Genomic DNA, 21,548 nt, shown 5'->3' with positions numbered 1-21,548 from the left:
GGTCGGGGACTTCGGCCGGGAGTGGCTCAGCGGGCCAGCGGCGGAATCGGCAGCCGCTGGCCGGTTCGGGCCGACTCCTGCGCCAGCTCGGCGAGTTGGACGCCCTTGGCACCGGCCAGCAGGTCGTAGGGGAACGGCGCGTCCGCGACCACATGGGCCAGGAACTGCTCCCACTGGGCCTTGAAGCCGTTGTCGAACTCGGCGTTGTCGGGCACCTGCTGCCACTGCTCGCGGAACGGCTCGGTGACCGGCAGGTCCGGGTTCCAGACCGGCTTGGGGGTGCCGGCCCGGTGCTGGAAGCGGCAGTTGCGCAGTCCGGCGACGGCGCTGCCCTCGGTGCCGTCGACCTGGAACTCGACCAGCTCGTCCCGGTCGACCCGCACCGCCCAGGAGGAGTTGATCTGGGCCACGATGCCGCCCTCCAGCTCGAAGATGCCGTAGGCGGCGTCGTCGGCGGTGGCCGGGTAGGGGCGGCCCGCCTCGTCCCGGCGCTCCGGGATGTGGGTGGCGGTGTGCGCGTACACCGAGGTGATCGGGGCGAAGGTCTGCTCCAGGACGTACTGCCAGTGCGGGAACATGTCCAGCACCATGCCGCCGCCGTCCTCGGCCCGGTAGTTCCAGGACGGGCGCTGGGCGCTCTGCCAGTCGCCTTCGAAGACCCAGTAGCCGAACTCGCCCCGGACGGAGAGGATCCGGCCGAAGAAGCCGCTTTCCACCAGCCGCTTCAGTTTCCGCAGGCCGGGCAGGAAGAGCTTGTCCTGCACCACGCCGTCGCGGACCCCGGCGGCCCGCGCCAGCCGCGACAACTCCAGGGCCGCGTCGAGCGATTCGGCGGTGGGCTTCTCGGTGTAGATGTGCTTGCCGGCGGCGATCGCGGCCCGGATCGACTGTTCCCGGACCTGGGTCAGCTGGGCGTCGAAGTAGATCTCGTTGGCCGGGTCGGCGAGCGCCTTGTCGAGGTCGGTGGTCCACTGCTCGATGCCGTGCCGTTCGGCGATGGCCCGCAGCCGGTCCTCGTTGCGGCCGACCAGCACGGGCTCGGGGTGGACGACCGTGCCGTCCGGCAGTACGAGCCCGCCCTGCTCGCGGATCGCGAGGATCGACCGGACCAGGTGCTGGCGGTAGCCCATGCGTCCGGTGACGCCGTTCATGATGATGCCGATCGGCCGGATGGCCATGGCGGGCTCCTTCGTGCGGTGGCCGGCGGGGGCGGATGCGGACGGCGCCGGCGGAGGTGGGCGGGGCGGGGGCGCTGGGGCGTGCGGAACGGTGCGGCCGGTAAGCGCTTACCAAGAGGTACGTTACGAGCATGGCGAACCCCAGGTCAACCACTCGCGCCGGCCGGTCCACCGGCGCCGTCACCCTGCAGCGCGTCGCGGAGCACGCCGGGGTGTCCATTGCCACCGCCTCCCGGGTGCTGCACGGCGGCGGCTCGCGCACGGTCGGCGAGGAGTTGCGCCGGCGGGTGGAGAGCGCCGCGCGGGAGCTGGGCTACGTCTCCAACGCGCCCGCCCAGGCGCTGGCTCGCTCGGCGACCTCGGTGGTCGGGCTGATCGTGCACGACGTCGCCGACCCGTACTTCGCCGCCATCGCGGCGGGCGCGATGCGGGCCGCCCGCCGCCAACGCCTGATGATCATGATCGCCGCGACCTTCCGCGACCCGGAGCTGGAGATCGAGTACGTCCGCAGCCTGCGCGCCCAGCGCGCCCGCGCCCTGCTGCTGGCCGGCAGCGGTACGGACGACCGCTCGCTCACCGACCGGCTGGCGGCCGAACTGGACGGCTTCCGCGAGGACGGCGGCCGGGTGGCCTGCATCGGCGAGCGCGGCGCCGGGCCGGCCGTCCCGCTGGACCACGCCGAGGGAGCCGCCCGGGCGGCGACCGAACTCTGGCGGCTCGGCCACCGGCGGATCGGCGTGGTGGCAGGCCCCGAGGAGCTGATCACCGTGCAGCAGCGGCTGGCCGGCGCCCGCCGGGCACTGGCCCAGCTGGGCGGTGAACTGCCCGACAGTCACGTGGTGTTCGCCGACTTCACCCGGGCCGGCGGCCGCGAGGCGGCGCTGGGGCTGCTCGCCCGCGAACCGGGCCTCACCGCCGTGCTGGCCCTGAACGACGTGATGGCGGCCGGCGTGCTGGCCGCGGTGCAGGACGATCTGGGCCGGGCCGTCCCGGGTGACATCTCGGTGGTCGGGTTCGACGACGTCCCCTTCGCCGTGGACCTGCGGCCGGCCCTGACCACCGTCCGGCTGCCGCTGGAGGAGGCCGGCGAGCGGGCCGTCCAACTGGTCGTCGAGGACACGCCGGCGGACCGCCCGCCGCTGGGCGTCTCCCTGGTGGTCCGCGGCAGCACCGGGCCGGCGCCGCAGCGGTGACCGCCGGGCCGCCGTCCCGCCCTGCTCACCCGCCCGCCGTCCCGCCCTGCTCACCCGCCCGGGGCCGCCCGCGCACTACGCTGCCGGAAGGGCCGGCCGGCGCCGGTCCGGGCAGCGGCCCGCCGGGCGCAGCGAGGAGGACCCCGATGGACAGCCACGACTGGGACGCGCGGTACGGCGCCACCGAACTCGTCTGGGGCACCGAGCCCAACCGGTGGGTGGTCCGCGAGGCCTCCGACCTGCCCGCCGGGCGGGCGCTGGACCTCGCGGCGGGGGAGGGACGCAACAGCATCTGGCTCGCCGGGCGGGGGTGGCGGGTGACGGCCGTCGACTTCTCGGAGGTCGCCGTGGAGCGCGGCCGCCGGCTGGCTGCCGCCGGGCCGGCCGAGGTGGCCGGGCGGCTGGAGTGGGTCCACGCCGACGCGCTCCACCACGAACCCGAGCCGGGCGCCCACCAGCTGGTGCTGGTGGTGTACCTGCACCTGCCGGCCGATCAGCGACGGGTGGTGCTGGCGCATGCGGCCCGGGCCCTGGCGCCCGGCGGCACGCTGCTGGTGGTCGGCCACGCCACCGCCAACCTGACCGAGGGGGTCGGCGGGCCGCAGGACGCCGGAGTGCTCTACAGCCCGCCGGACATCGTCGCCGACCTGGCCGATCATGGGCTGCGCACCGTCCGGGCGGAGGAGGTGCGCCGTCCGGCGGTGACGGCCGAGGGGCGCCGGGCGGAGGCGATCGACACCCTGGTACGGCTGGAGCGGGAGCGGCCGGCCGTCTGAGGCGGTGGCCTGCCGGGGCGCCGGTGTCCGCGCCGGACGGCCGGCGTCGGTCCGGGCTCAGCGATCCGGGCTCAGCGATCCGGGCGGCCTGCCGGTGGCGGGGTGCCCGGGGGTCGTCCCGCCGTGGCCGCGCGCTGCTCGGTGACGACCCCCTGCACGGAGCCCAGGAAGCGCCGGATCGTCGCGAGCTCCGGCTCGGTGCAGTCCTGGCCGATGGCGACGATGCCGCTGATCAGCGGGCCGAAGAAGGCCTGTCCGAGTGCGACCGCCCGGTCCTCCACCTCCAGCAGCACCCGCCGCCGGTCGCGGGTGTCCCGTACCCGACGGATGTGGCCGAGCCGCTCCAGCCGGTCCAGCAGGGCGGTGGTGCCGGCCGAGTTCAGGCCGAGCTGCGCCCCGACCAGGCCGGGAGTCGCGGGGGTGCCCGCCCGGGCAGCGTCCAGCAGGCAGATCAGGGCCCGCAGGTCGGTCGGGTGCAGGCCGTTGCGCTGCGCGAACTCGCCTCCGAGCAGATTGAGTTCGATGGTCAAGGCGCGGAGCTGGTGCACCAGCCGCAGGTCGGGCTCGGCCTCGTCGGTCACGTTCTCGCCTTCCGTCGCGGGTGCTTCCCCCAGCGGGTCCGGGGTGCATAGTATCTCGTTGAGCGAGATACTCGCTGGGTGACCTAAATCTGGGGGCGTTCCATGACCGACGGCCTGACCCGCTTCCTCGCGGCCTACGACGCGGTCCTCGACGCGTGGCCGGTGCCCGTCGAGCGACTGGACCTCCCCTCGGCCCACGGCACCACCCGGGTGCTGCTCTGCGGCCCCGAGGACGGCGAGCCGCTGGTGCTGCTGAACGGCGGCGGGACCACCGCGACGGTGTGGTTCGCCAACGTGGCGGAGCTGAGCCGCACCAGGCGGGTGCACGCCGTCGACCGGATCGGCGAGCCCGGCCGCAGCGTGGCCGGCGAGCGGCCGATCCGGACGGCCGAGGACCTGCACGACTGGCTGGACGGCGTCCTCGACGCGCTCGGTCTCGGCCGCACCGACCTCTGCGGGCACTCCTACGGCGGCTGGATCGCCCTCACGTACGCCCTGCGCGCACCGGAGCGGGTCCGCCGGCTGGTCCTCCTCGACCCCACCAACTGCTTCGCCGGATTCCGCCCCCGGTACCTGCTGCGGGCTCTGCCCATGCTGCTCCGGCCGACCGCCCGGCGGGCCCGGTCCTTCCTCGCCTGGGAGACCGGTGGCGCCGAACTCGACCGGCGATGGCTGGAGTTGTACGGCCTCGGCGCCGAACTGCCGCGTGCGCGGGTGGTGCTGGGGCGGCGGCCGGCGGCGGAGCGGCTGCGGGCCTCGACCGTGCCGGCCCTGGTCCTGCTGGCCGGGGACAGCCGGGCGCACGACAGCCGGCGGGTCGAGGAGGCGGCCCGGCGCCGGCTCCCCGGCGTCGAGACCGCCGTGCTCGACGGCCTCACCCATCACGGCATCCCCTCCGTCGGGGCGCCGGCGTCGAACCGCCGGATCGCGGACTTCCTCGACCGGCCGTGAGACCGGTTCGTGGGACACCCGGTCGTACCCGCCGGGCCCGTCGCCCGAGGCCGAACGGCTGAAGCCGGTGGAGCGGCCGTTGACTTGGAGAGCACTCCAAGTGGTGGGATCCGTCCCACGACACCGGCCACGCCGACGGCTGGCGGGCAGCTGCCCGGCGGCTGTCCGCGCACTGCCGTCCGGCCGTGGCCGCGGGACCCTGGGGGTACAGATGAACGACTCGCCCGTCACACTGATCACCGGCGGTGGCAGCGGCATCGGGGCGGCGACCGCCCGGCAGCTGCTGGACCTCGGGCACCGGGTGACCGTCACCGGGCGCGACCAGGGCCGGCTGGAGCGCTTCGCCGAAGAACTGGGGCGGCCGGCAAGCCTGTTGGCGCTGACCGGGGACGCCGCCGACCACGATGCCGTCGAAGCGGCGGTCGAGGCCACGGTGAAGGAGTTCGGGCGGCTGGACGCCGTGGTCGCCAACGCCGGGGTCGCCACCCACGACACCCTCGCCGACGGCGACCCGGCGGGCTGGCGCGAGATGGTGCTCACCAACGTGCTCGGGCCGGCCCTGCTGATCCGGGCCGCGCTGCCCGCGCTCCTGGCGAGCCGAGGCCGGATCGTCCTGGTCGGCAGCGTCGCCGGCTTCGTGCACACCCCCGGCAACATCTACGGGGCCACCAAGTGGGCGGTCACCGGCCTGGCCGAGAACACCCGGCGGATGGTCACCGCCGACGGGGTGGGCGTCACCCTGATCGCGCCGGGCCGGGTGGAGACCCCGTTCTGGGACGGGACGGGCGGACTGCCCGAGGGGTTGCTGCTGACGGCCGACCAGATCGCCGGCTCGATCGTCTGGGCGCTCGGGCAGCCGGCCGGCGTCGACGTCAACAACGTCATCATCCGGCCGATCGGCCAGCCGGTCTGAGCAGCCCGGCGGCCCGTCCGGGGGAACGCCGATGGTCCGCCCCGCAGGTGCGGGGCGGACCGTCAGCGTGCCGGTCGGAAGGTCGAAATCAGCTGCGCCGCACTCTCAATGCCGCCCGGCACCGGCCTCGATCGGTCGGATCCTGAGCAGCGCCCGGGCGGGCAGCCCGGTGGCGGCCAGGCTGAGGGCCACCGCACCGGCCGCCAACGGCAGGGCGGTGCCCACGGGGACGTACGGGCCGGCGCCGGTGACGCCGCGGGCGATCGGGACGAGCGTGATCCAGGCGATCGCCCCGCCGACCAGCAGCCCGGTGGCCGCCACCAGCAGCGCCTCCCAGCGCATCATGCCGCGGATCTGGCGGCGGGTGGTGCCGGCCAGCCGCAGCAGCCCGACCTCGCGGCGCCGGTCGAGGACCGTCATCACCAGGGTGTTGGCGGCGGCCACGGCCGCGAAGCCGCCGAGCACACCCGCCATCACGGTGTTGGCCCAGGAGCTGATCTCCATGTCCCGGTCGGCCTGGGCGGTGTACCCGGCCGCGTCGGTCACCGTCACCGCCGAGGGATCGAGCGCGGCCAGCCCCGCCGCGACCGCGCCGCGGTCGGCGCCGGGCGCGTCCGCCACCAGGACCTGGCTGTCGAAGGCGTTGCTCACGTGCGCCGCGACCGCCGCCCGCGGCAGCAGCAACTGGCCGATCCCCAGGCCACGTTCGTACGTCGCGACGACGGTCGGGGTGGCTTTCGTACCGTCACCCAGCCGGAGCGGCACGCGCTCGCCGATCTTCACGCCGAGCGTGCCGGCCAGCGTGCTGTCCAGCGCGACCGTGTCCGGCGACCGCCCCAGGTCGGCCAACGAGCCCTCCTTGACGCCGAGATCGAGTACCCGCGGCAGCTGCGCCGGGTCGCCGGAGATGCCGAGCGCGGTCGCGGTGGCGAGCGTGTCGCCCGTCTCGTAGAGGGCGCCGGTGCGCAGCACGCCGAGCGCGGCCCGGGCGCCGGGGACTTCGGCGGCCCGGGCGGCCGTCCCGGGCGGCAGGCCCGCGCCGGTGGAGCCGAGCACGTGGTCGGCGACGATCCCGGCCCGGACGTGTTCGGCGGAGACGTGCGCGATGGTGCTCTGCATGAACAGCAGGGTGCCGCAGAAGGCGGTGACCATCGCGATCGGGGTGATCGCGGAGGCCAGCCGGCGGGCGTTGGCCCGGGTGTTGTCGGCGGCCAGCGACCCGGCGGCGCCCGCGCCGCCGGACCGCAGCGGCAGGCCGAGCACGGTGGCGGCGATCCGGGCGACCGTCGGGCCGAGCAGCGCGACCGCGGTGAGCAGGCACATCACCACGCCGAGCGCCAGGTTGGCGGCGTCCGTCCCGGCGTGGCCGGCGGCGAGGGCGGCCAGCACGATGCCGCCGGCCAGGGTGAGCAGGCCCAGGCCGGTCCGGACGACCCCGGGCCGGGCCCGCTCCACCGCGGCCTCGCCGAGCGCCTGGCTCGGCCGGAGCTTGGAGGGCCGGCGGGCGGCGACGTACCCGGCGGTGAGCGCGGACAGCAGGCTGACGACCACGGCCGCCGCCATCGGCAGCGGGCCGACGTCCAGCCGGACCCCGCGCGGTATCGCGCCGCGTTCGACCAGTTGCCCGAACCACCAGCGGGCCAGGGCGAGTCCGGGCAGGATGCCGAGGCCGGCGGCGACGGGGGCGAGCAGCATCGCCTCGGCGGCGATGGTCCGGCGGATCTGCCGGGGGGTGGCGCCGATCGCGCGCAGCAGCGCGAACTCGCGGGCCCGCTGGCCGGTGGCCAGCGCGACGGTGCCCAGCACCACGAAGACGGCGGTCATCGCGGCGACGCCGCCGAAGGAGCCGCCCAGGCCGGTCAGCAGCTCCCGGGCCTGGATCAGCCCGGGCTGCTCGACCGCGCCGCGGGCGTCGCCGGTGAGCACCTGCGCGCGGTCGCCGACCGCCTGCCGGACCTGCTCGGCCAGCGTCCGGGTGTCGACGCCCTCGCGCGGCCGGACGGCGATGGCGTCGGCCCGGCCCGGGTGGCCGGACAGCTCACCGGCGGTGGCGTCGGCGAACCAGGCACTCGCGGCGCCGGCACCTGCGGCGGTCAGCCCGGAGATCCGGTAGCCGCCGCTGCCGCCGGGCGCGGCGAGGGTGAGGCGGTCCCCGGGGGCCAGCTGCGCGGCCCGCGCGGTGGCGGCGTCCAGGGCGATCTCGCCGGCGCCGGGCGCCCGGCCCTCGGCGAGGACGGCCGCGCCCCCGCCGGTGATCGCGGTGGCCGCGTACCCCCGGCCGGTGAGCGGCGGCAGGGCGGCGTCCCGGTCGGGGTGCCCGGTGCGTACCTCCTGCAGGGGGAAGGCGATGTCCGGCACGGCGGCGGCCACGCCGGGCCGGGCCGCGATCTCGGCCGCGAGCGCGGTGTCGACCCGGGCGCGTTCCGGCAGCGAGGTGCTGACGGTCTCGCGGTCCTCGCCGCGGCCGACGGTGACACGGGCCTGCGGGTCGGCGGCGACCAGCACCGGCGTCCCGGCATGGCGTACGGGGGGCAGGTGGGCGGTGAGGCCGGTCTGCAGCAGGGTGCCGCAGGCGGTGATGACCGCGGCGCCGAGCAGCAGGGCGACCAGGCTGCCGACGAAGGACGCGGGGCGCGAGCGCACCGAGGCGCGGGCGAGGCCGTTCGTCATGCTGCCGCCTCCGTGCGGTGGCCGGCGGCGCGGGCGGTGAGGGAGATCATCCGCTCGGCGACGCGCTGCGGGTCGGGGCGGACGATCTCGTCGGCGAGCGCGCCGTCGGCCAGGAACAGCACCCGGTCGGCGTGCGAGGCGGCGAGGGGGTCGTGGGTGACCATCACGACGGTCGCGCCCATGGCGTCCACGGCCTGCCGCAGCAGGGTGAGCACTTCGGCGGCGGTGCGGGTGTCCAGGGCGCCGGTCGGCTCGTCGGCGAAGAGCACCTCGGGGCCGGTGATCAGTGCCCGGGCGATCGCCACCCGCTGCTGCTGGCCGCCGGAGAGCTGGCCGGGCCGCCGGCCGGCGTGCTCGGCGAGGCCGACCTGGGTGAGCAACTGCCGTGCCCGGCCACGGTCCTGGCGTTCGCCGGCGAGGCGCTGCGGGAGCAGCACGTTCTGCTGGACGGTGAGCGAGGGCAGCAGGTTGAAGGACTGGAAGACGAAGCCGATCCGGCTGCGGCGCAGCTGGGTCAGCCGGTTCTCGCTGAGTCGGGTGATCTCCTTGCCGCCGAGCAGCACCTCGCCGGAGGTGGGCCGGTCCAGCCCGGCCGCGCACTGCAGGAAGGTGCTCTTGCCGGAGCCGGAGGGGCCCATCACGGCGGTGAAGCTCCCGCGGGCCAGGGTCAGGTCGATGCCGCGCAGGGCGTGCACGGCGCGGTCGCCGCGGCCGTAGCTGCGCCGCACCGACCGCAGTTCCACCGCGGGGTGCGCGGCGTGCCGCGCCTCGGTGCTCGGGCGCTCGTGCCGGGGTGCCATGGTGTGCCTCTCTCCGCTGGTCGTTGACAAGATCAACGGTAGGAAGTGCGGGCGTCCCGGGCCATGGAGGCCACTGGCGTCCGGGGGGTGGGGATTACCCCCGGGTCGCTGGTCGGGGAGGCTCCCCCCGGTGCTGCGCGGGCATGGCCGTGCCCCCTCGCCCGACGAGCGGGCGAGGGGGCACGGTGTACGGACCGTCAGGCCCGCTGCGCCGGGGCCGCGTCCAGGACGGCGGCCGCGGTGGTGGCGAAGGCGTGGTCCTGCGCGGGGGCGCCGCCGCCGACGCCGAGGGCGCCGATCAGGCGGCCGTCGCGGTGCAGCGGGATGCCGCCGGCGATGAAGAGCAGCGGCCGGTCCAGGGCGGTGGGCAGGGTGTGGAAGAGCCCGCCGGGCTGGACGGCGTCGACCAGGTCGGCGGTCGGGGCGTTCAGCTGGAGGGCGGTCCAGGCCTTGCGGGTGCTGGTCTCGCCGGAGATCAGGACGGCCCGGTCGTCGCGGCGGAAGGCCAGCAGGTGGCCGCCGGCATCGAGGACGGTGATGCTGACCGTGACACCGGCCGACTCGGCGGCGGTACGGGCGGCGGCGACGAGCGCCTCGGCGTCCTGGGTGGTCAGCGGGGTGACAGTGGTTGCGGTGCTCATGATGCTCAACTTCCTTGCATGGCAGGGTGGGTGTGGTGCGGACGGGGTGCCGTACGCCCCGGGTGGGTGGCTGTGGGTGGCTGTGGGTGGCTGTGGGTGGGCGGCCGTGCCGCTCAGTGGTGCAGCGCGGGCGCGGCCTCGGCGGCGGTGCGGTGGTCGGCGACGGGGTGGTCGGCGACGGGGTGGGTGGTGCCGCGGCGCTCCAGGGCGCCGGAGACCAGGGCCAGCAGCAGGGCGGAGGCGGCCAGCGCGGCGCCGACCCAGTTGGGGGCGGTCCAGCCGAAGCCGGCCGAGATCACCATGCCGCCGATCAGGGCGGCCAGCGCGTTGCCGAGGTTGAAGGCCCCGATGTTGACGGCGGAGGCCAGCGTGGGGGCGCCGGCGGCCTGGTCGAGCACCCGCTTCTGCAGCGGGGGGACGGCGGCGAAGCCGAGCGCCCCGATCAGCGTGATGGTGACGGCGGCCGCGAACCTGTTGTGGGCGGTGACGGTGAACAGCGCCAGCACCAGGGCGAGCGAACCGAGCGTGACGTACAGCAGCGGCATCAGGGCGCGGTCGGCGAGCTTGCCGCCGAGCAGGTTGCCGCCGACCATGCCGAGGCCGAAGAGGACCAGCAGCCAGGTGACGGAGGAGTCGGCGAAGCCGGCCACCTCGGTCATCATCGGGGAGATGTAGGTGATGGCGGCGAAGACCCCGCCGAAGCCGAGCACGGTCATCCCCATCGCGAGCAGGACCTGGACATTGCGGAACGCGGCCAGCTCGTGCCGCAGGCGGACGCCCTGGGGCCTGGGGATCTCGGGGACCAGCCGGGCGATGCCGGCCAGGCCGATCACGCCGAGCGCGGCCACCAGGAAGAAGGTGGTCCGCCAGCCGGCGGCCTGTCCGACGTAGGTGCCGAGCGGGACGCCGACCACGTTGGCGACGGTGAGGCCGGTGAACATCAGGGCGATGGCGCCGGCCTTCCTGGAGGGGGCCACCAGGTCGGCCGCGACGACGGCGCCGATGCCGAAGAACGCGCCGTGGGCGAGCGAGGCGACCAGCCGCCCGGCGATCATGACCCCGAAGACGGGGGCCACGGCGGAGAGCAGGTTGCCGGCGATGAACAGGCCCATCAGCAGCATCAGCATCCGCTTGCGGGAGACCCGGGTGCCGAGGGCGGTCATCAGCGGGGCGCCGACCAGCACGCCGAGGGCGTAGCCGGTGACGAGCCAGCCGGCGGTGGGGATGGAGACGCCGAAGTCACCGGCGACCTCGGGCAGCAGGCCCATGATCACGAATTCGGTGGTCCCGATACCGAAGGCCCCGATGGCCAGGGCCAGTAGTGCGAGAGGCATGGGGTGCACCTTCCAGATGTTTGCTTCCGTGCCTTACAGGCGCCAACAATAATTGCAGACGCGGGATAATTGCAAGCGCTGGCTATTGCGCGAGTGTTCTATCCTGGGGAGCGCAACGCTCGGACCTCCTCGGGCGCGCCGCCGCGCGGACACCCGCAGGAGCAGCCGCGCCGAGCAGGGGAAGAGCCGCACGGAGGAGGAAGCCGGACATGACCGCCACGGACCCCGCACTCACCGCCCTCGCCCAGGGCTGGTGCGCGCTGTCGCTGCTGCACGGCCGGATCGAGGCCCGGGTGGAGAAGGCCCTGCAGGCCGAACACGGCCTCAGCGCCCGCGAGTTCTCGCTGCTCGACGTACTCGGCCGACAGCACGACGGCCCCGGCGGGCACCTGCAGATGAAGCAGGTCGCGGACGCCGTCGTGCTCAGCCAGAGCGCCACCACCCGCCTGGTGACCCGCCTGGAGGACCGCGGACTGCTCTCCCGCTACCTCTGCCCCACCGACCGGCGGGGCATCTACACCGAGGTGAGCGACAGCGGCCGGGCGCTGCTCGCCGCGGCCCGCCCCACCAACGACACCGCCCTGCGCGAGGCGCTGGCGGAGGCCGCCGAGGTCCCCGAGCTGTCCGCGCTGGTGGAGGCCGTCCGGTCGGGCGCAGCGCCGGACGGCGTACGCGCCTGACCCACCGGGGGCTCCCCGCCGGGCCGGGCGTTCCGGGGCCCGGCCCGGCCCGGCCCGGCCTGTCCCGGCCGTGACCGCCCCGGAACGCCCAGTCCCTCCCGTACCAAGGAGATCCCCCGCATGGCCCGTTGGCAGATCGGCGACATCACCGTCCACCGCGTGGACGAGCTCACCCTGCCCGCCGGAACCGGCCCCTGGCTGCTCCCCGGAGCCACCCCGGACGTGGTCGCCGGCAGCAGCTGGCTCGCACCGTCGTTCGCCGGGCCCGACCACGTGATCAATCTCGCCGTGCACAGCTTCGCGGTGGAGGTCGGGGGGCTGCGCGTCCTCGTCGACACCGGTGTCGGCAACGGCAAGACCAGGGCCAACCCCGCCTGGAACCAGCTCGACACGCCCTTCCTGGCCAGGCTCGCCGCCGTCGGCTTCACCCCCGACACGGTGGACCGGGTGATCCTCACCCACCTGCACGCGGACCACGTGGGCTGGAACACCAGCGCCACCCCGGACGGCAGTTGGCGGCCCACCTTCCCCCGCGCCCGCCACCTCACCGCCCGCGCGGAGGACGAGTACTGGGCGTCGGCCGACATCGAGCCGGCCCGCCGTCAGATGCTGGACGACTCGGTCGAGCCAATCCGCGCGCACGGCCTGCTGGACCTCGTCGACGTGCTGCCCGGCGGCACCGAGATCCTCCCCGGCGTCACCCTGGTGCCCGCCCCCGGCCACACGCCGGGCCAGATCGCGGTGGTGCTCAGCAGCCGGGGTCGCCGGGCGGTGATCACCGGGGACTGCGTGCACCACCCGGTCCAGCTGGCCCGTCCGGACCTGTGCAGCTGCGTCGACATCGACCCGGCCGCCGCCGTCCGGACCAGGACCCGGCTGCTGGACGAGCTGGCCGGCACCGACACGATCCTGCTCGGCAGCCACTTCCCTGAGCCCACGGGCGGCCTGGTCCGCCGGGACGGGGACGCCTTCCGCCTGGTGGCGCTCGACTGACCGGCGTCCGTCCCGCGTCCGTTCCGGTTCGACTCGGCTTCGGCGGGCCGGGGAGGGCGGGTCAGGTCCGTGGGGAGAGTTCGCGGACCAGTTCGGAAGGCGGCCGGGCAGGCCTCGGCGGGGGAGTGGCGGCGCCCGGGCGGACGGGTGGATCGCCTCGTAGGACTTCGGCGGCGCGCTCGATGATGCCGGGCAGGGCCAGGTAGAGCGCGTCGCCGGGGCAGAGGGTGCAGAACGCGTCCCGGTGGCCGGAGACGGCGTCGAACGCATGGCTGGTGCCCGAGGGGAACCGGCTGCCGCTGCTTTCGGAGGTCAGTTCCGACCGGCCCTGGGGGTCGATGCCGTACTGACCGAGTTTCCAGGCAGCGATCCGGGCCATCGCGTCCACCACGGGGGCGGGCACCTGCATGCCGGCGGTGTAGGTCCCGATCGCGGCGATGCCGACCGTCTCCCGGTTGAAGCCCATCGTGTGAGCTCCGACGACCGGCTCCTCGGTACTGCCGAGGCGGCCCTCGTAGACGGTGCCGAAGCGGTCGACCAGGAAGTTGTAGCCGATGTCGTCCCAGCCCTGGTTCTCCCGGTGCTCCCGGTAGATGGCCCGGAGGATGTCGGGTACGTCCTGAGGGCCGTAGGAGTTCGGGTCGTCGGTGTGGTGGATGAACACCGCCCGCACGGCAGGGTCGCGCTGTCGCTCGGTCTCCGGCAAGTTCGTCTGCCAGGTCGAGCGACGGACGATCACCGGCGGTGCGGCCGCCGCGAAGGGTGTGCGCGTACCCGGCGGCGGGGCGAGAGCCGGTGCCGCGGCGGGACGGGGGGCGGCGGAGTGCCTCGGGTGCCGTGGTGGCCCGGCTGCCGCCAGCGCCACTGCTGCCCCCGCCGAGGCGGCCTGCGCCGCGCGGCGCAGCACTGAGCGGCGGTCGATGTCCATGGGGCCGAGGATATGGAGCGTCACCGGCTCGGCGCCTGGTGCGGGCCGCGGACGCCAGGGCCGGGAGCGGCTCGCGGTGACGCTCCGACCGCACCGCGACACGCCGGTACGACCAGGGAACTGCCGTCGCGTCAGCCCTGGGTCGGACGGGGCGGGCGACCGCTTCGGCGCCGCTGCCCGGTCCACGCTCCCGGAGTATGCGGCACCGCCACCTGGGCCAGCAGGCCGCTCGGCCGCCCACGGGGAAGGATCCCTGCCGGTGCTCGGCCCGGATACGCCCGCCACTCCCGTCGCGGCGCGCTGCGCCGGGCGGTGCGCCGATCCGCACGGGCTGCGGCCCTGACGGTGCCTCCGGTCCCACTGGTGGTCTTCGACCGCTTGCTGTACGGGGCTTCAGGGTTCTCCGATGTCCCGTGGGCGGGTGCCCCGGCCGCCGACGGCCGGGGCACCCGCCCACGCGGCGCGGCGGGCGGTGTGCGACGGGGCCCGGGCAGGCTCAGCCGGTCTGCTCGCCGAGGACCACCGAGCGGGTCAGGTTGAGCGGCCGGTCGGGGTTGCGGCCGGCCGCCTCGGCGGCGGCGACGGCGAGCCGGTGCACCCGGACCAGGTCGGCCATCGGGTCGAGGGCGGTGTCGTCCGCGCCGGAACCGGCCACCAGCAGGCCGCCGACCCGGGCGATGTCGTCGGCGAGGCCGTCCGGCAGGGCGCCGAGCATCCAGACCGCGCGGCCGGGGCCGGTGATCGCGATCGGGCCGTGCCGGTACTCCATCGCCGGGTAGGACTCGGTCCAGGAGCCGGCGGCCTCCCGCATCTTCAGCGCGGCCTCCTGCGCCAGGCCGTACGTCCAGCCGGCGCCGAGGAAGGAGATCTGGCCGGCCGTCACCGTGCCGGCGGGGAGCTCCTCGGCCAGGGCGCGTTCGGCGTCCTGCGCGGCCCGCGCGACGGTGCTGACGCCGGCCGGCAGCGCGTCCTCGCTCTCCAGGTGGGCGCGGAGCAGGGCGAGCGCGGTGGTGGCGAAGCGGGTCTGGACGACCGACTCCTCGTCGGCGAAGTCGAGCACCACGGTGGCGCCGGCGAGCTTCATCACCGGGGTTGCCGGGTCGGCGGTGAGGGCGGTGGACGGGGTCGAGGGGTCGAGCCGCGCGAGCAGGTCGAGCACCTCGGTGGTGGTGCCGGAGCGGGTGAGGGCGACCACCCGGTCGTAGCTCCGCCCGTGCGGGAACTCCGAGGCGGCGAAGGCGTCGGTGAGTCCGTGCCCGCCCTGCTCGCGGAGTGCGGCGTAGGCCTGGGCCATGAACCACGAGGTGCCGCAGCCGACGACGGCCACCCGCTCGCCCCGGCGCGGCAGGGCGGCCGCGGCGGTCGGGACGAGGGCCCCGGCGCGGCGCCAGCACGCCGGCTGGGTGTCGATCTCGATCGCCGTACGGGAGGTGGGGGAGGGCGTCGGGCTCGACATGGGGCACTCCTGGGAGGCTCGGCACAGCGTGTGATTAGTAGTGCTCATTTGATAGCAGTTTCGCGCATGAATGCGCAAGATCGGACGGCGGGGCGCGGGGTCGGCCGCCGAGGCCCGTTCGGTCGCGAGGTGGATGGAGGCGGGTGCGAGGCGGGTGTGAGGCGGAACACTGGCCGCGCATTTGGTTGCTTGGGGCAACTAAGGTCTATGGTTGCCCCAGGCAACCAAAAGGAGGTCCGGTGAACGACGAGCAGGTGCTCGCCTCCGTCCTGGACACCCTGGGCGCCGTCATGGAGCTGCGCCGCCACCAGTCGCCCCAGGTCAGGGCGAGGACGGCCATGCTCGCGGTGCTCGGCTGGCACGGTGAGCTGCGGGTGGTGGAACTCGCGGAACATCTCCAGGTCGACATGTCGGCGGTCAGCCGTCAGCTGGCCCACCTGGAGCAGGACGGCCTCGCCGGCCGCCGCCCGAACCCCGCCGACGGCCGGTCCTGCCTGGTCGGCCCCACCGCTGCCGGCCTCGACCTGCTGGCCCGGACCCGTCTGGAGAGCACCCGCCGGCTGGCGCACGCCACCGGGACCTGGGACCGAGCGGACCTCCGGGCCCTCGCCGGACTCCTCGACCGGCTCCACCAGGACCTGGAGCACGGCTTCCCGCCCGCCGCACCCACACCCCCTGCTGTACCGGCCGTATCCGCGCCGCCCGCCGTACCCGCCGTACCCGCACCACCCGCCGCACCCGCCGTATCCGCACCGCCCGCCGTACCCGCCGTACCCGCACCACCCGCCGCACCCGCCCGATCGTGACGGGACCAAGGAGTCATGACGTGTCGCACCAGCCAACCGCCGGGTCGCCCCCGGGCGTGACCGGGACCGCGGAGGCGGCCGAGCCCATGACGCACCGGCAGATCATGGAGGCGCTCTCCGGGCTCCTGCTCGGCCTGTTCGTGGCGATCCTGTCCAGCACCGTGGTGTCCAACGCCCTGCCGCGCATCGTCTCCGACCTGCACGGCAGCCAGTCGGCGTACACCTGGGTGGTCACCTCGACCCTGCTGGCCACCACCGTCTCCACCCCGATCTGGGGCAAGCTCGCGGACCTCACCAGCAAGAAGCTGCTGATCCAGCTCTCGCTGCTGGTGTACATCGCCGGCTCGGCCCTGGCCGGGCTCGCGCAGAACACCGACATGCTGATCGCCTGCCGGGTGGTGCAGGGCCTCGGGGCCGGCGGTCTCACCGCGCTGGCGCAGGTCATCCTGGCGACCATGATCCCGCCGCGCGAGCGGGGCAAGTACAACGGCTACCTCGGCGCGGTGATGGCGGTCGGCACCATCGGCGGCCCGCTGCTCGGCGGCGTCGTGGTGGACACCTCCTGGCTCGGCTGGCGCTGGTGCTTCTACGTCGGTGTCCCGTTCGCGGTGCTCGCCCTGGTCGTGCTGCAGCGCACCCTCAAGCTGCCGGTGGTCCGGCGCACGGTGAAGGTGGACTACCCGGGTGCCGTGCTGGTCAGCGCGGCGGTCAGCCTGCTGCTGGTCTGGGTCTCGCTGGCCGGCGACAGCTTCGCCTGGGGCTCCTGGCAGACCGCCGCGATGGTGGCCGGCGCCCTGCTGCTGGCGGCCCTGTTCGTGGCGGTGGAACTGCGCACCGCCGAGCCGATCATCCCCATGCACCTGTTCCGCAACCGCACGGTGAGCCTGTCCGTGGTCGCCAGCCTCGCGGTCGGCACCGCGATGTTCGGCGCGACGGTGTTCCTCAGCCAGTACTTCCAGATCAGCCGCGGCAAGTCGCCGACGATGTCGGGCCTGATGTCGCTGCCGATGATCCTCGGCCTGACCCTCTCCTCGACGATCGTCGGCCGGCTGATCACCTCCTCCGGGCGCTGGAAGCGCTACCTGGTGACCGGCGGCATCCTGCTGACGACCGGGTTCGCGTTGATGGCGACCGTACGGGTGGACACCTCCCTGGTGCTGCTCTCCGGCTACATGTTCCTGGTCGGCTGCGGTCTCGGGATGACCATGCAGAACCTCGTGCTGGCCGTCCAGAACACCGTGCCGATGCACGAACTGGGCGCGGCCAGCTCGGTGGTGGCCTTCTTCCGGACGCTCGGCGGCACCATCGGCGTCTCCGCGCTCGGTGCGGTGCTCGCCGCCCACGTGAAGACCTGCACCGCCGAGGGCCTGGCCGGGATCGGCCTCACCTCGGCCGGCGGTGACGGCTCGCTGCCGGACGTCCGGACCCTGCCCGCACCGATCGCGCATGTGATCGAGGGTGCCTACGGGCACGCCACCGGCGGCGTCTTCCTGATCGCGGCGCCGATCGCGCTGGTGGCGCTGATCGCGATCCTCTTCGTCAAGGAGACCCCGCTGCGCGGCGGTGCGACCCCCAAGACCGGGTCCACCGCCGAGCGGCCCGCCGCTGACGGGTCCGCCACCGGGTCCGCCGCGTCCGCCACCGAGCAGCCCGCCGCCGGCGCCGCCGCCGTGGCCGGCTGAGGCGGGCGCAGCGACTCACCTGTACTCGGCGGCCCCGCGGCTCAAGGGACGGGGCCGGGCCGCCGGCCGGGCGCACCCAGGGCATCGGTGCGTACGGCGAAGCCGGGCCGGACCGCGTGAAGCGGTCCGGCCCGGCCTTTCCCCGGCCTGTTCCCCGGCTCCGGGGCGGGCGGTCAGCGCAGGCCGAACGCCCGGATGATCTCCTGGCTGACCGAGCCGCCCTTGCCGTCGGAGGCGGTGGCCCGCAGCGAGACGAACCCGCCCGGCGTCCTCGGCAGCTTGACGTCGGCCGCCCAGGCGCCCGCGCCGTCGCGCTTGAGCTTGGCGGCGGTCCAGGTCGCACCGTCGTCGAAGGAGACCGCCAGGGTGGCGGAGGCGGCCCTGGTCACGCCGTCCAGCCACTCCTGGGTGGCGGCGGCGAGCCCGATCCGGGTGGAGCCGCCGGCCTTGACATCGCCGGCGGTGTCGGTGGCGACGTCGTAGTCGAGCTGCAGCAGCTTGATGTCCTGCTGGAACGGCCCGTCCTGCGGGATCCGGCCGGAGCGGAAGCCCCACTCGGTGTGCGTCCGGATCGAGGTCTTCCACGCCCCGGCGTCCCGGCGGGAGTCCAGGACCAGCCGGTACGGCTGCTCCTCGGCCGGCTGCTCCCAGCCGTAACCGGCCCGCCCGGCACCGGACTTCACCAGGGTGTCGCCCCGGTGGAGGGCGTACGTCGTGGTGTCGTACTCGTCGTCGGGCATCGAGCCGGAGTGGCCGGCGCCGTTGTCCGTCCACATGCTGATGTTGAACTGGATGTCGTCGTAGACGCTGCGGGTGGGACCCCAGTAGCCGGTGCCCAGGCGCGGGCGCTGGATGCCGCCGAACCAGTCGGTGCGGTAGGTCCGCCCGGGCCGGTAGGTGTCCCTGCCGCCGCGCATCTCGGCCAACTCGGTCCCGTAGCCGGGGCTGTAGACCGCGTGGTCCTCGTACCAGAAGCCGCTGCCGTGCTGTTCGGAGACCCACTCGGTGCGGGTGCTCGGGTAGGTCTCCTGCTCGGCGAAGCCGATGCCCGGGCCCCAGGCCGGGATGTCGTAGCGGTAGCCGCCGCCGGGCACCGTGCGGAACCCGTTGTAGGTGGCCTCCACCTTGGCCAGGTCGCGCTTCGGGTCCGGGGTGTAGGCGAGCGGGCGGTCCGGGATGGCGCCGTCGTGCTGGTCGAGCAGGTCGTACAGGTAGCGGGTGTCCTTGCGCAGGGTGACGTCCAGGTCGAACCGGCCGCGCTGGGCGGAGGCGATCAGCGCGGCGCCGGCGTCGCGCATGACGGAGACCACGGTGAGCGGGGTGGCGGTGCCCTGGTCGTCGGCGTAGTACTCCATCAGCCGGCCGGGGCCGTCGTTGACGACGACGAGCAGCTTCGCGCCCGCAGCCAGGGCGGCGGCGGCCCGCTCGGCGGGCGGGACGGCGTCGGCGCGCCGGACGACGACCGCCTTTCCGCGCACGTCCAGGCCCGCGTAGTCGGCCGCCGCGCCCTGCCCGGCGTACACCGCGCGCAGTTCGGCCGAGCCGTCGGTGACGGTGGCACCCGCCTGCGCGGTGGCCTCCGGGCCCTGGCCGCCGTGGCCGTCCTGCTGCTTCTGCTCCTCCTCCTGCCGGCCCGGGTGGCCCTTGCCGTCGGTGCGCAGGTCGACGACAGGCTCACCGAGGCGCCAGCGGGTCAGGTAGCTGAAGCTGCCGTCGGTGACCTTCTCGGTCGGGCTCGCGTACAGGGTGTCGTAGGCGGGCGGCATCACGTAGGCGTCGCGCAGTAGGTTGCCGTTGTCGAAGGTACGGGCGAAGTCCCAGCGCAGCTGGCGTTGTTGGGCCCGCTGCGGGAGGGCGGTGCTGACCTTGCGGGCCTTGCTCGCGTCCAGCGAGACGGTGGCCGGCCCGGTGAGTACGGTCTCGGGGTCGATCAGGACGGCCATGCCCAGCGAGTCGGGCTGCTCGCCGCTCACGTCCAGCGCGGCCCAGGTGGCGTAGGTGCCGGGCGGCAGGCGCAGGGTGCGCTGTCCGTCCACGGCGATCGGCGACATGGTCGGGTCGCCCTTCTCGGCGAGCACCACGACACCGGCGGCCGGCTTACCGTCCCGTCCGGTCAACTTCACGGTGTAGTCGTAGAGTTCGCGCTCCTTCTGCAGGGCGAAGCCGGTGTGCGCGACCACCGCGCCGGAAGCCCGGTCGGTGGCGAGCACCTGCCCGGAGAAGGTGGTGGCGTTCGGGACGCCGGCCGGGTCCAGGGTGAGCGTCACGGCCGCGCTCCCGCCGGCCGGCACGGTGACCGCCTTCGCCGAGAGGGAGTAGGCGGCGTCCGCGCTGTCCGTCGCCAGGTCGAGTGTGACGGCGGTCGCGCCCGTGTTGCGGTAGGTGACCGTACGGGTGGCCGGCGCGGCGCCGGCGGTCGGCCAGCGGTAGACCGCCGCCTCCACCGAACCGGTCGCCTCCACCGTCGAGTTGACGGCGGCGAGCACGTCGAGCCGGCCGGTGCCCTGCTCGTACGGCGTGAAGCCGGCCAGCATCTTGGAGGAACTCATCAGGGCTTCCTTGAGCTGCTGCCCCGACCACTCGGGGTGGCGCTGCTTGAGGATCGCGGCGGCGCCCGCCACGTGCGGGGTGGCCATCGAGGTGCCCGACATGGTCTGGTACATGCCGCTGCCCGAGGACAGCGCCTGCGAGCGGGCGGCGGTGATGTCCACCCCGGGCGCGGAGAGGTCCGGCTTGAGCCCGTACGAGCCGCTCAGCGGGCCCATGCTGGAGAAGTCGGCCCGGCCGTCCTGCTTGTCGACGGCCGCGACGGTCAGCGCGGCGGACGCCGAACCGGGGGCGCCGATCGTCCCGGCGCCGTACGCGTTGCCGGCAGCGATCACGTACAGCGGTCCGCCGTCCGCCGACAGCGCGTCCACGGCCTGCGCCATCGGGTCGGTGCCGTCGTCGGGGACGGAGGAGCCGAGGCTCATGCTGACCACGTCGGCGCCCTGCGCCTTGGCCCACTCCATGCCCGCGATGATCCAGGAGTCCTGCCCGGAGCCCTCGTCCGACAGCACCTTGCCGATCAGCAGGCTCGCCCCCGGCGCCACACCCTTGTAGGCGCCCGCCGAGGCGGCACCGCTGCCCGCGACGGTGGAGGCGACGTGGGTGCCGTGGCCGTTCCCGTCGGTCACCTGCTGCCCCGGTACGAAGCTCTGCTCGCCGGCGATCCGGTCCTTGACGTCCGGGTGGGTGCCGTCGACACCGGTGTCCAGCACGGCCACCTTGCGGCCCGTGCCGTCGAAGCCGGCGGCCCACGCCTGCGGCGCGTTGACCTGCGGCACCGACTCCTTGAGGCTCGCCTCGACCCGGCCGTCCAGCCAGAGCTTCTCGATGCCCTTGGCTTCGTTCAGCGACCGGGCGGCGGGCTTCGGTGCCAGGTCGTTCCAGAACGCCCGGGCCTGCGTGCTGCGGGCCTTGAGCGCCGCTCCGCCGATGCTCGGCAACTGCCGCACCACGGTGCTGCCGGCCGGCGCAGGCGGCAGCGAACGGGCGGCCAGGGCCGGCTTGCCGTAGGTGGCGATCAGCGGCATCCCGCCGGAACGCGCGTCGTCGTAGCCCATCCGCACCAGCGCGGTGATGTCGAAGAGCCGCTGGTCCAGCTTGCCGGCGGCGAGCAACGGCTGTGCCTCGTCCGGCAGGACGTGGATGTCGCCGCCGGACTGCTGGACGTGCACCCCGCCCCCGGCACCCTCGGGGCGGTCCACCGTCACGGTGTCCTGGTTGCCGGGGCCGTCGGTGTAGTGCACGACGTCACCGGTGACCAGGGTGAGGTCGTAGGTGCTGGACGGCGCCGCGGCGGTGGGCGCGGTGGCACCCGGTGCGGCGTACGCGGAGGTCGGGGGCAGCAGGATCCCGGTGCCGAGCAGCAGCGCGGTGGCGCCGGCCAGCAGGGGGACCCGTCGTCGTATCGGGGTCATGCAC

The 21,548-nt window shown here is 74.8% G+C and carries 17 protein-coding genes; 8 read left to right on the top strand and 9 right to left on the bottom strand.

Going from position 1 to position 21,548, the window contains the following annotated elements:
* Nucleotides 1-26: 26 nt before the first annotated feature.
* Entirely contained in the window at nucleotides 27-1,178 is a 1,152-nt protein-coding gene (locus OG689_RS06940; protein ID WP_266318659.1) for a Gfo/Idh/MocA family protein, read from the bottom strand.
* 131 nt (nucleotides 1,179-1,309) lie between these two features.
* Here OG689_RS06940 and OG689_RS06935 point away from each other — a divergent pair, with 131 nt between their 5' ends.
* Complete coding sequence (locus OG689_RS06935) at nucleotides 1,310-2,371, top strand: LacI family DNA-binding transcriptional regulator (protein WP_266318658.1); 1,062 nt, start codon at nucleotides 1,310-1,312, stop codon at nucleotides 2,369-2,371.
* A gap of 146 nt (nucleotides 2,372-2,517) precedes the next feature.
* Entirely contained in the window at nucleotides 2,518-3,147 is a 630-nt protein-coding gene (locus OG689_RS06930) for a class I SAM-dependent methyltransferase (protein WP_266318656.1), read from the top strand.
* A 71-nt stretch (nucleotides 3,148-3,218) separates the two neighbouring features.
* Here OG689_RS06930 and OG689_RS06925 read toward each other — a convergent pair whose 3' ends face one another.
* A complete protein-coding gene (locus OG689_RS06925) occupies nucleotides 3,219-3,728 on the bottom strand; it encodes a MarR family transcriptional regulator (RefSeq protein WP_266318654.1) in 510 nt (169 codons plus the stop codon).
* A gap of 102 nt (nucleotides 3,729-3,830) precedes the next feature.
* Here OG689_RS06925 and OG689_RS06920 point away from each other — a divergent pair, with 102 nt between their 5' ends.
* On the top strand, nucleotides 3,831-4,679 hold the full coding sequence (locus OG689_RS06920; RefSeq protein ID WP_266318652.1) for an alpha/beta hydrolase: 849 nt from the start codon (nucleotides 3,831-3,833) through the stop codon (nucleotides 4,677-4,679).
* Nucleotides 4,680-4,890: 211 nt separating this feature from the next.
* Nucleotides 4,891-5,592 carry an SDR family oxidoreductase gene (locus OG689_RS06915; RefSeq protein ID WP_266318650.1) on the top strand — a complete coding sequence of 234 codons (702 nt, stop codon included), beginning with the start codon at nucleotides 4,891-4,893 and terminating at the stop codon, nucleotides 5,590-5,592.
* Nucleotides 5,593-5,697: 105 nt separating this feature from the next.
* Here the strand turns inward: OG689_RS06915 and OG689_RS06910 are convergent, their stop codons facing one another.
* From OG689_RS06910 to OG689_RS06895, 4 genes are all read right to left on the bottom strand, one after another.
* On the bottom strand, nucleotides 5,698-8,262 hold the full coding sequence (locus OG689_RS06910) for an ABC transporter permease (RefSeq protein WP_266318649.1): 2,565 nt from the start codon (nucleotides 8,260-8,262) through the stop codon (nucleotides 5,698-5,700).
* On the bottom strand, nucleotides 8,259-9,062 hold the full coding sequence (locus OG689_RS06905; RefSeq protein WP_266318647.1) for an ABC transporter ATP-binding protein: 804 nt from the start codon (nucleotides 9,060-9,062) through the stop codon (nucleotides 8,259-8,261). Before OG689_RS06905 ends, OG689_RS06910 begins: the two co-directional genes overlap by 4 nt.
* A 197-nt stretch (nucleotides 9,063-9,259) precedes the next feature.
* Nucleotides 9,260-9,703, bottom strand: coding sequence for a heme-binding protein (locus tag OG689_RS06900; protein ID WP_266318645.1), 444 nt, complete (start codon nucleotides 9,701-9,703; stop codon nucleotides 9,260-9,262).
* Nucleotides 9,704-9,816: 113 nt separating this feature from the next.
* A complete protein-coding gene (locus OG689_RS06895) occupies nucleotides 9,817-11,037 on the bottom strand; it encodes an MFS transporter (RefSeq protein WP_266318644.1) in 1,221 nt (406 codons plus the stop codon).
* A gap of 209 nt (nucleotides 11,038-11,246) precedes the next feature.
* On the opposite strand from OG689_RS06895, the gene OG689_RS06890 reads away from it, so the two are divergent.
* Entirely contained in the window at nucleotides 11,247-11,717 is a 471-nt protein-coding gene (locus tag OG689_RS06890; protein WP_266318643.1) for a MarR family transcriptional regulator, read from the top strand.
* 120 nt (nucleotides 11,718-11,837) lie between these two features.
* Nucleotides 11,838-12,710 carry an MBL fold metallo-hydrolase gene (locus OG689_RS06885; protein ID WP_266318641.1) on the top strand — a complete coding sequence of 291 codons (873 nt, stop codon included), beginning with the start codon at nucleotides 11,838-11,840 and terminating at the stop codon, nucleotides 12,708-12,710.
* Nucleotides 12,711-12,771: 61 nt separating this feature from the next.
* Here the strand turns inward: OG689_RS06885 and OG689_RS06880 are convergent, their stop codons facing one another.
* Nucleotides 12,772-13,638 (bottom strand): peptidoglycan recognition protein, encoded by an 867-nt coding sequence (locus OG689_RS06880; protein WP_266318640.1) that lies wholly within the window; start codon nucleotides 13,636-13,638, stop codon nucleotides 12,772-12,774.
* A 496-nt stretch (nucleotides 13,639-14,134) separates the two neighbouring features.
* Nucleotides 14,135-15,094: a sugar isomerase gene (locus OG689_RS06875; protein ID WP_266318638.1), complete on the bottom strand. Its 960-nt coding sequence runs from the start codon at nucleotides 15,092-15,094 to the stop codon at nucleotides 14,135-14,137.
* 239 nt (nucleotides 15,095-15,333) lie between these two features.
* Here OG689_RS06875 and OG689_RS06870 point away from each other — a divergent pair, with 239 nt between their 5' ends.
* Nucleotides 15,334-15,900 carry a MarR family transcriptional regulator gene (locus OG689_RS06870; protein ID WP_266318636.1) on the top strand — a complete coding sequence of 189 codons (567 nt, stop codon included), beginning with the start codon at nucleotides 15,334-15,336 and terminating at the stop codon, nucleotides 15,898-15,900.
* An 86-nt stretch (nucleotides 15,901-15,986) separates the two neighbouring features.
* Nucleotides 15,987-17,582, top strand: coding sequence for an MDR family MFS transporter (locus OG689_RS06865; protein ID WP_266326927.1), 1,596 nt, complete (start codon nucleotides 15,987-15,989; stop codon nucleotides 17,580-17,582).
* 173 nt (nucleotides 17,583-17,755) lie between these two features.
* Here the strand turns inward: OG689_RS06865 and OG689_RS06860 are convergent, their stop codons facing one another.
* Nucleotides 17,756-21,544: a S8 family serine peptidase gene (locus OG689_RS06860; protein ID WP_266318634.1), complete on the bottom strand. Its 3,789-nt coding sequence runs from the start codon at nucleotides 21,542-21,544 to the stop codon at nucleotides 17,756-17,758.
* Nucleotides 21,545-21,548 lie beyond the last annotated feature (4 nt).

Source organism: Kitasatospora sp. NBC_00240 (assembly GCF_026342405.1).
In the GTDB taxonomy this organism is placed as follows: domain Bacteria; phylum Actinomycetota; class Actinomycetes; order Streptomycetales; family Streptomycetaceae; genus Kitasatospora.
This window is presented reverse-complemented; position numbering and strand designations above follow the sequence as displayed.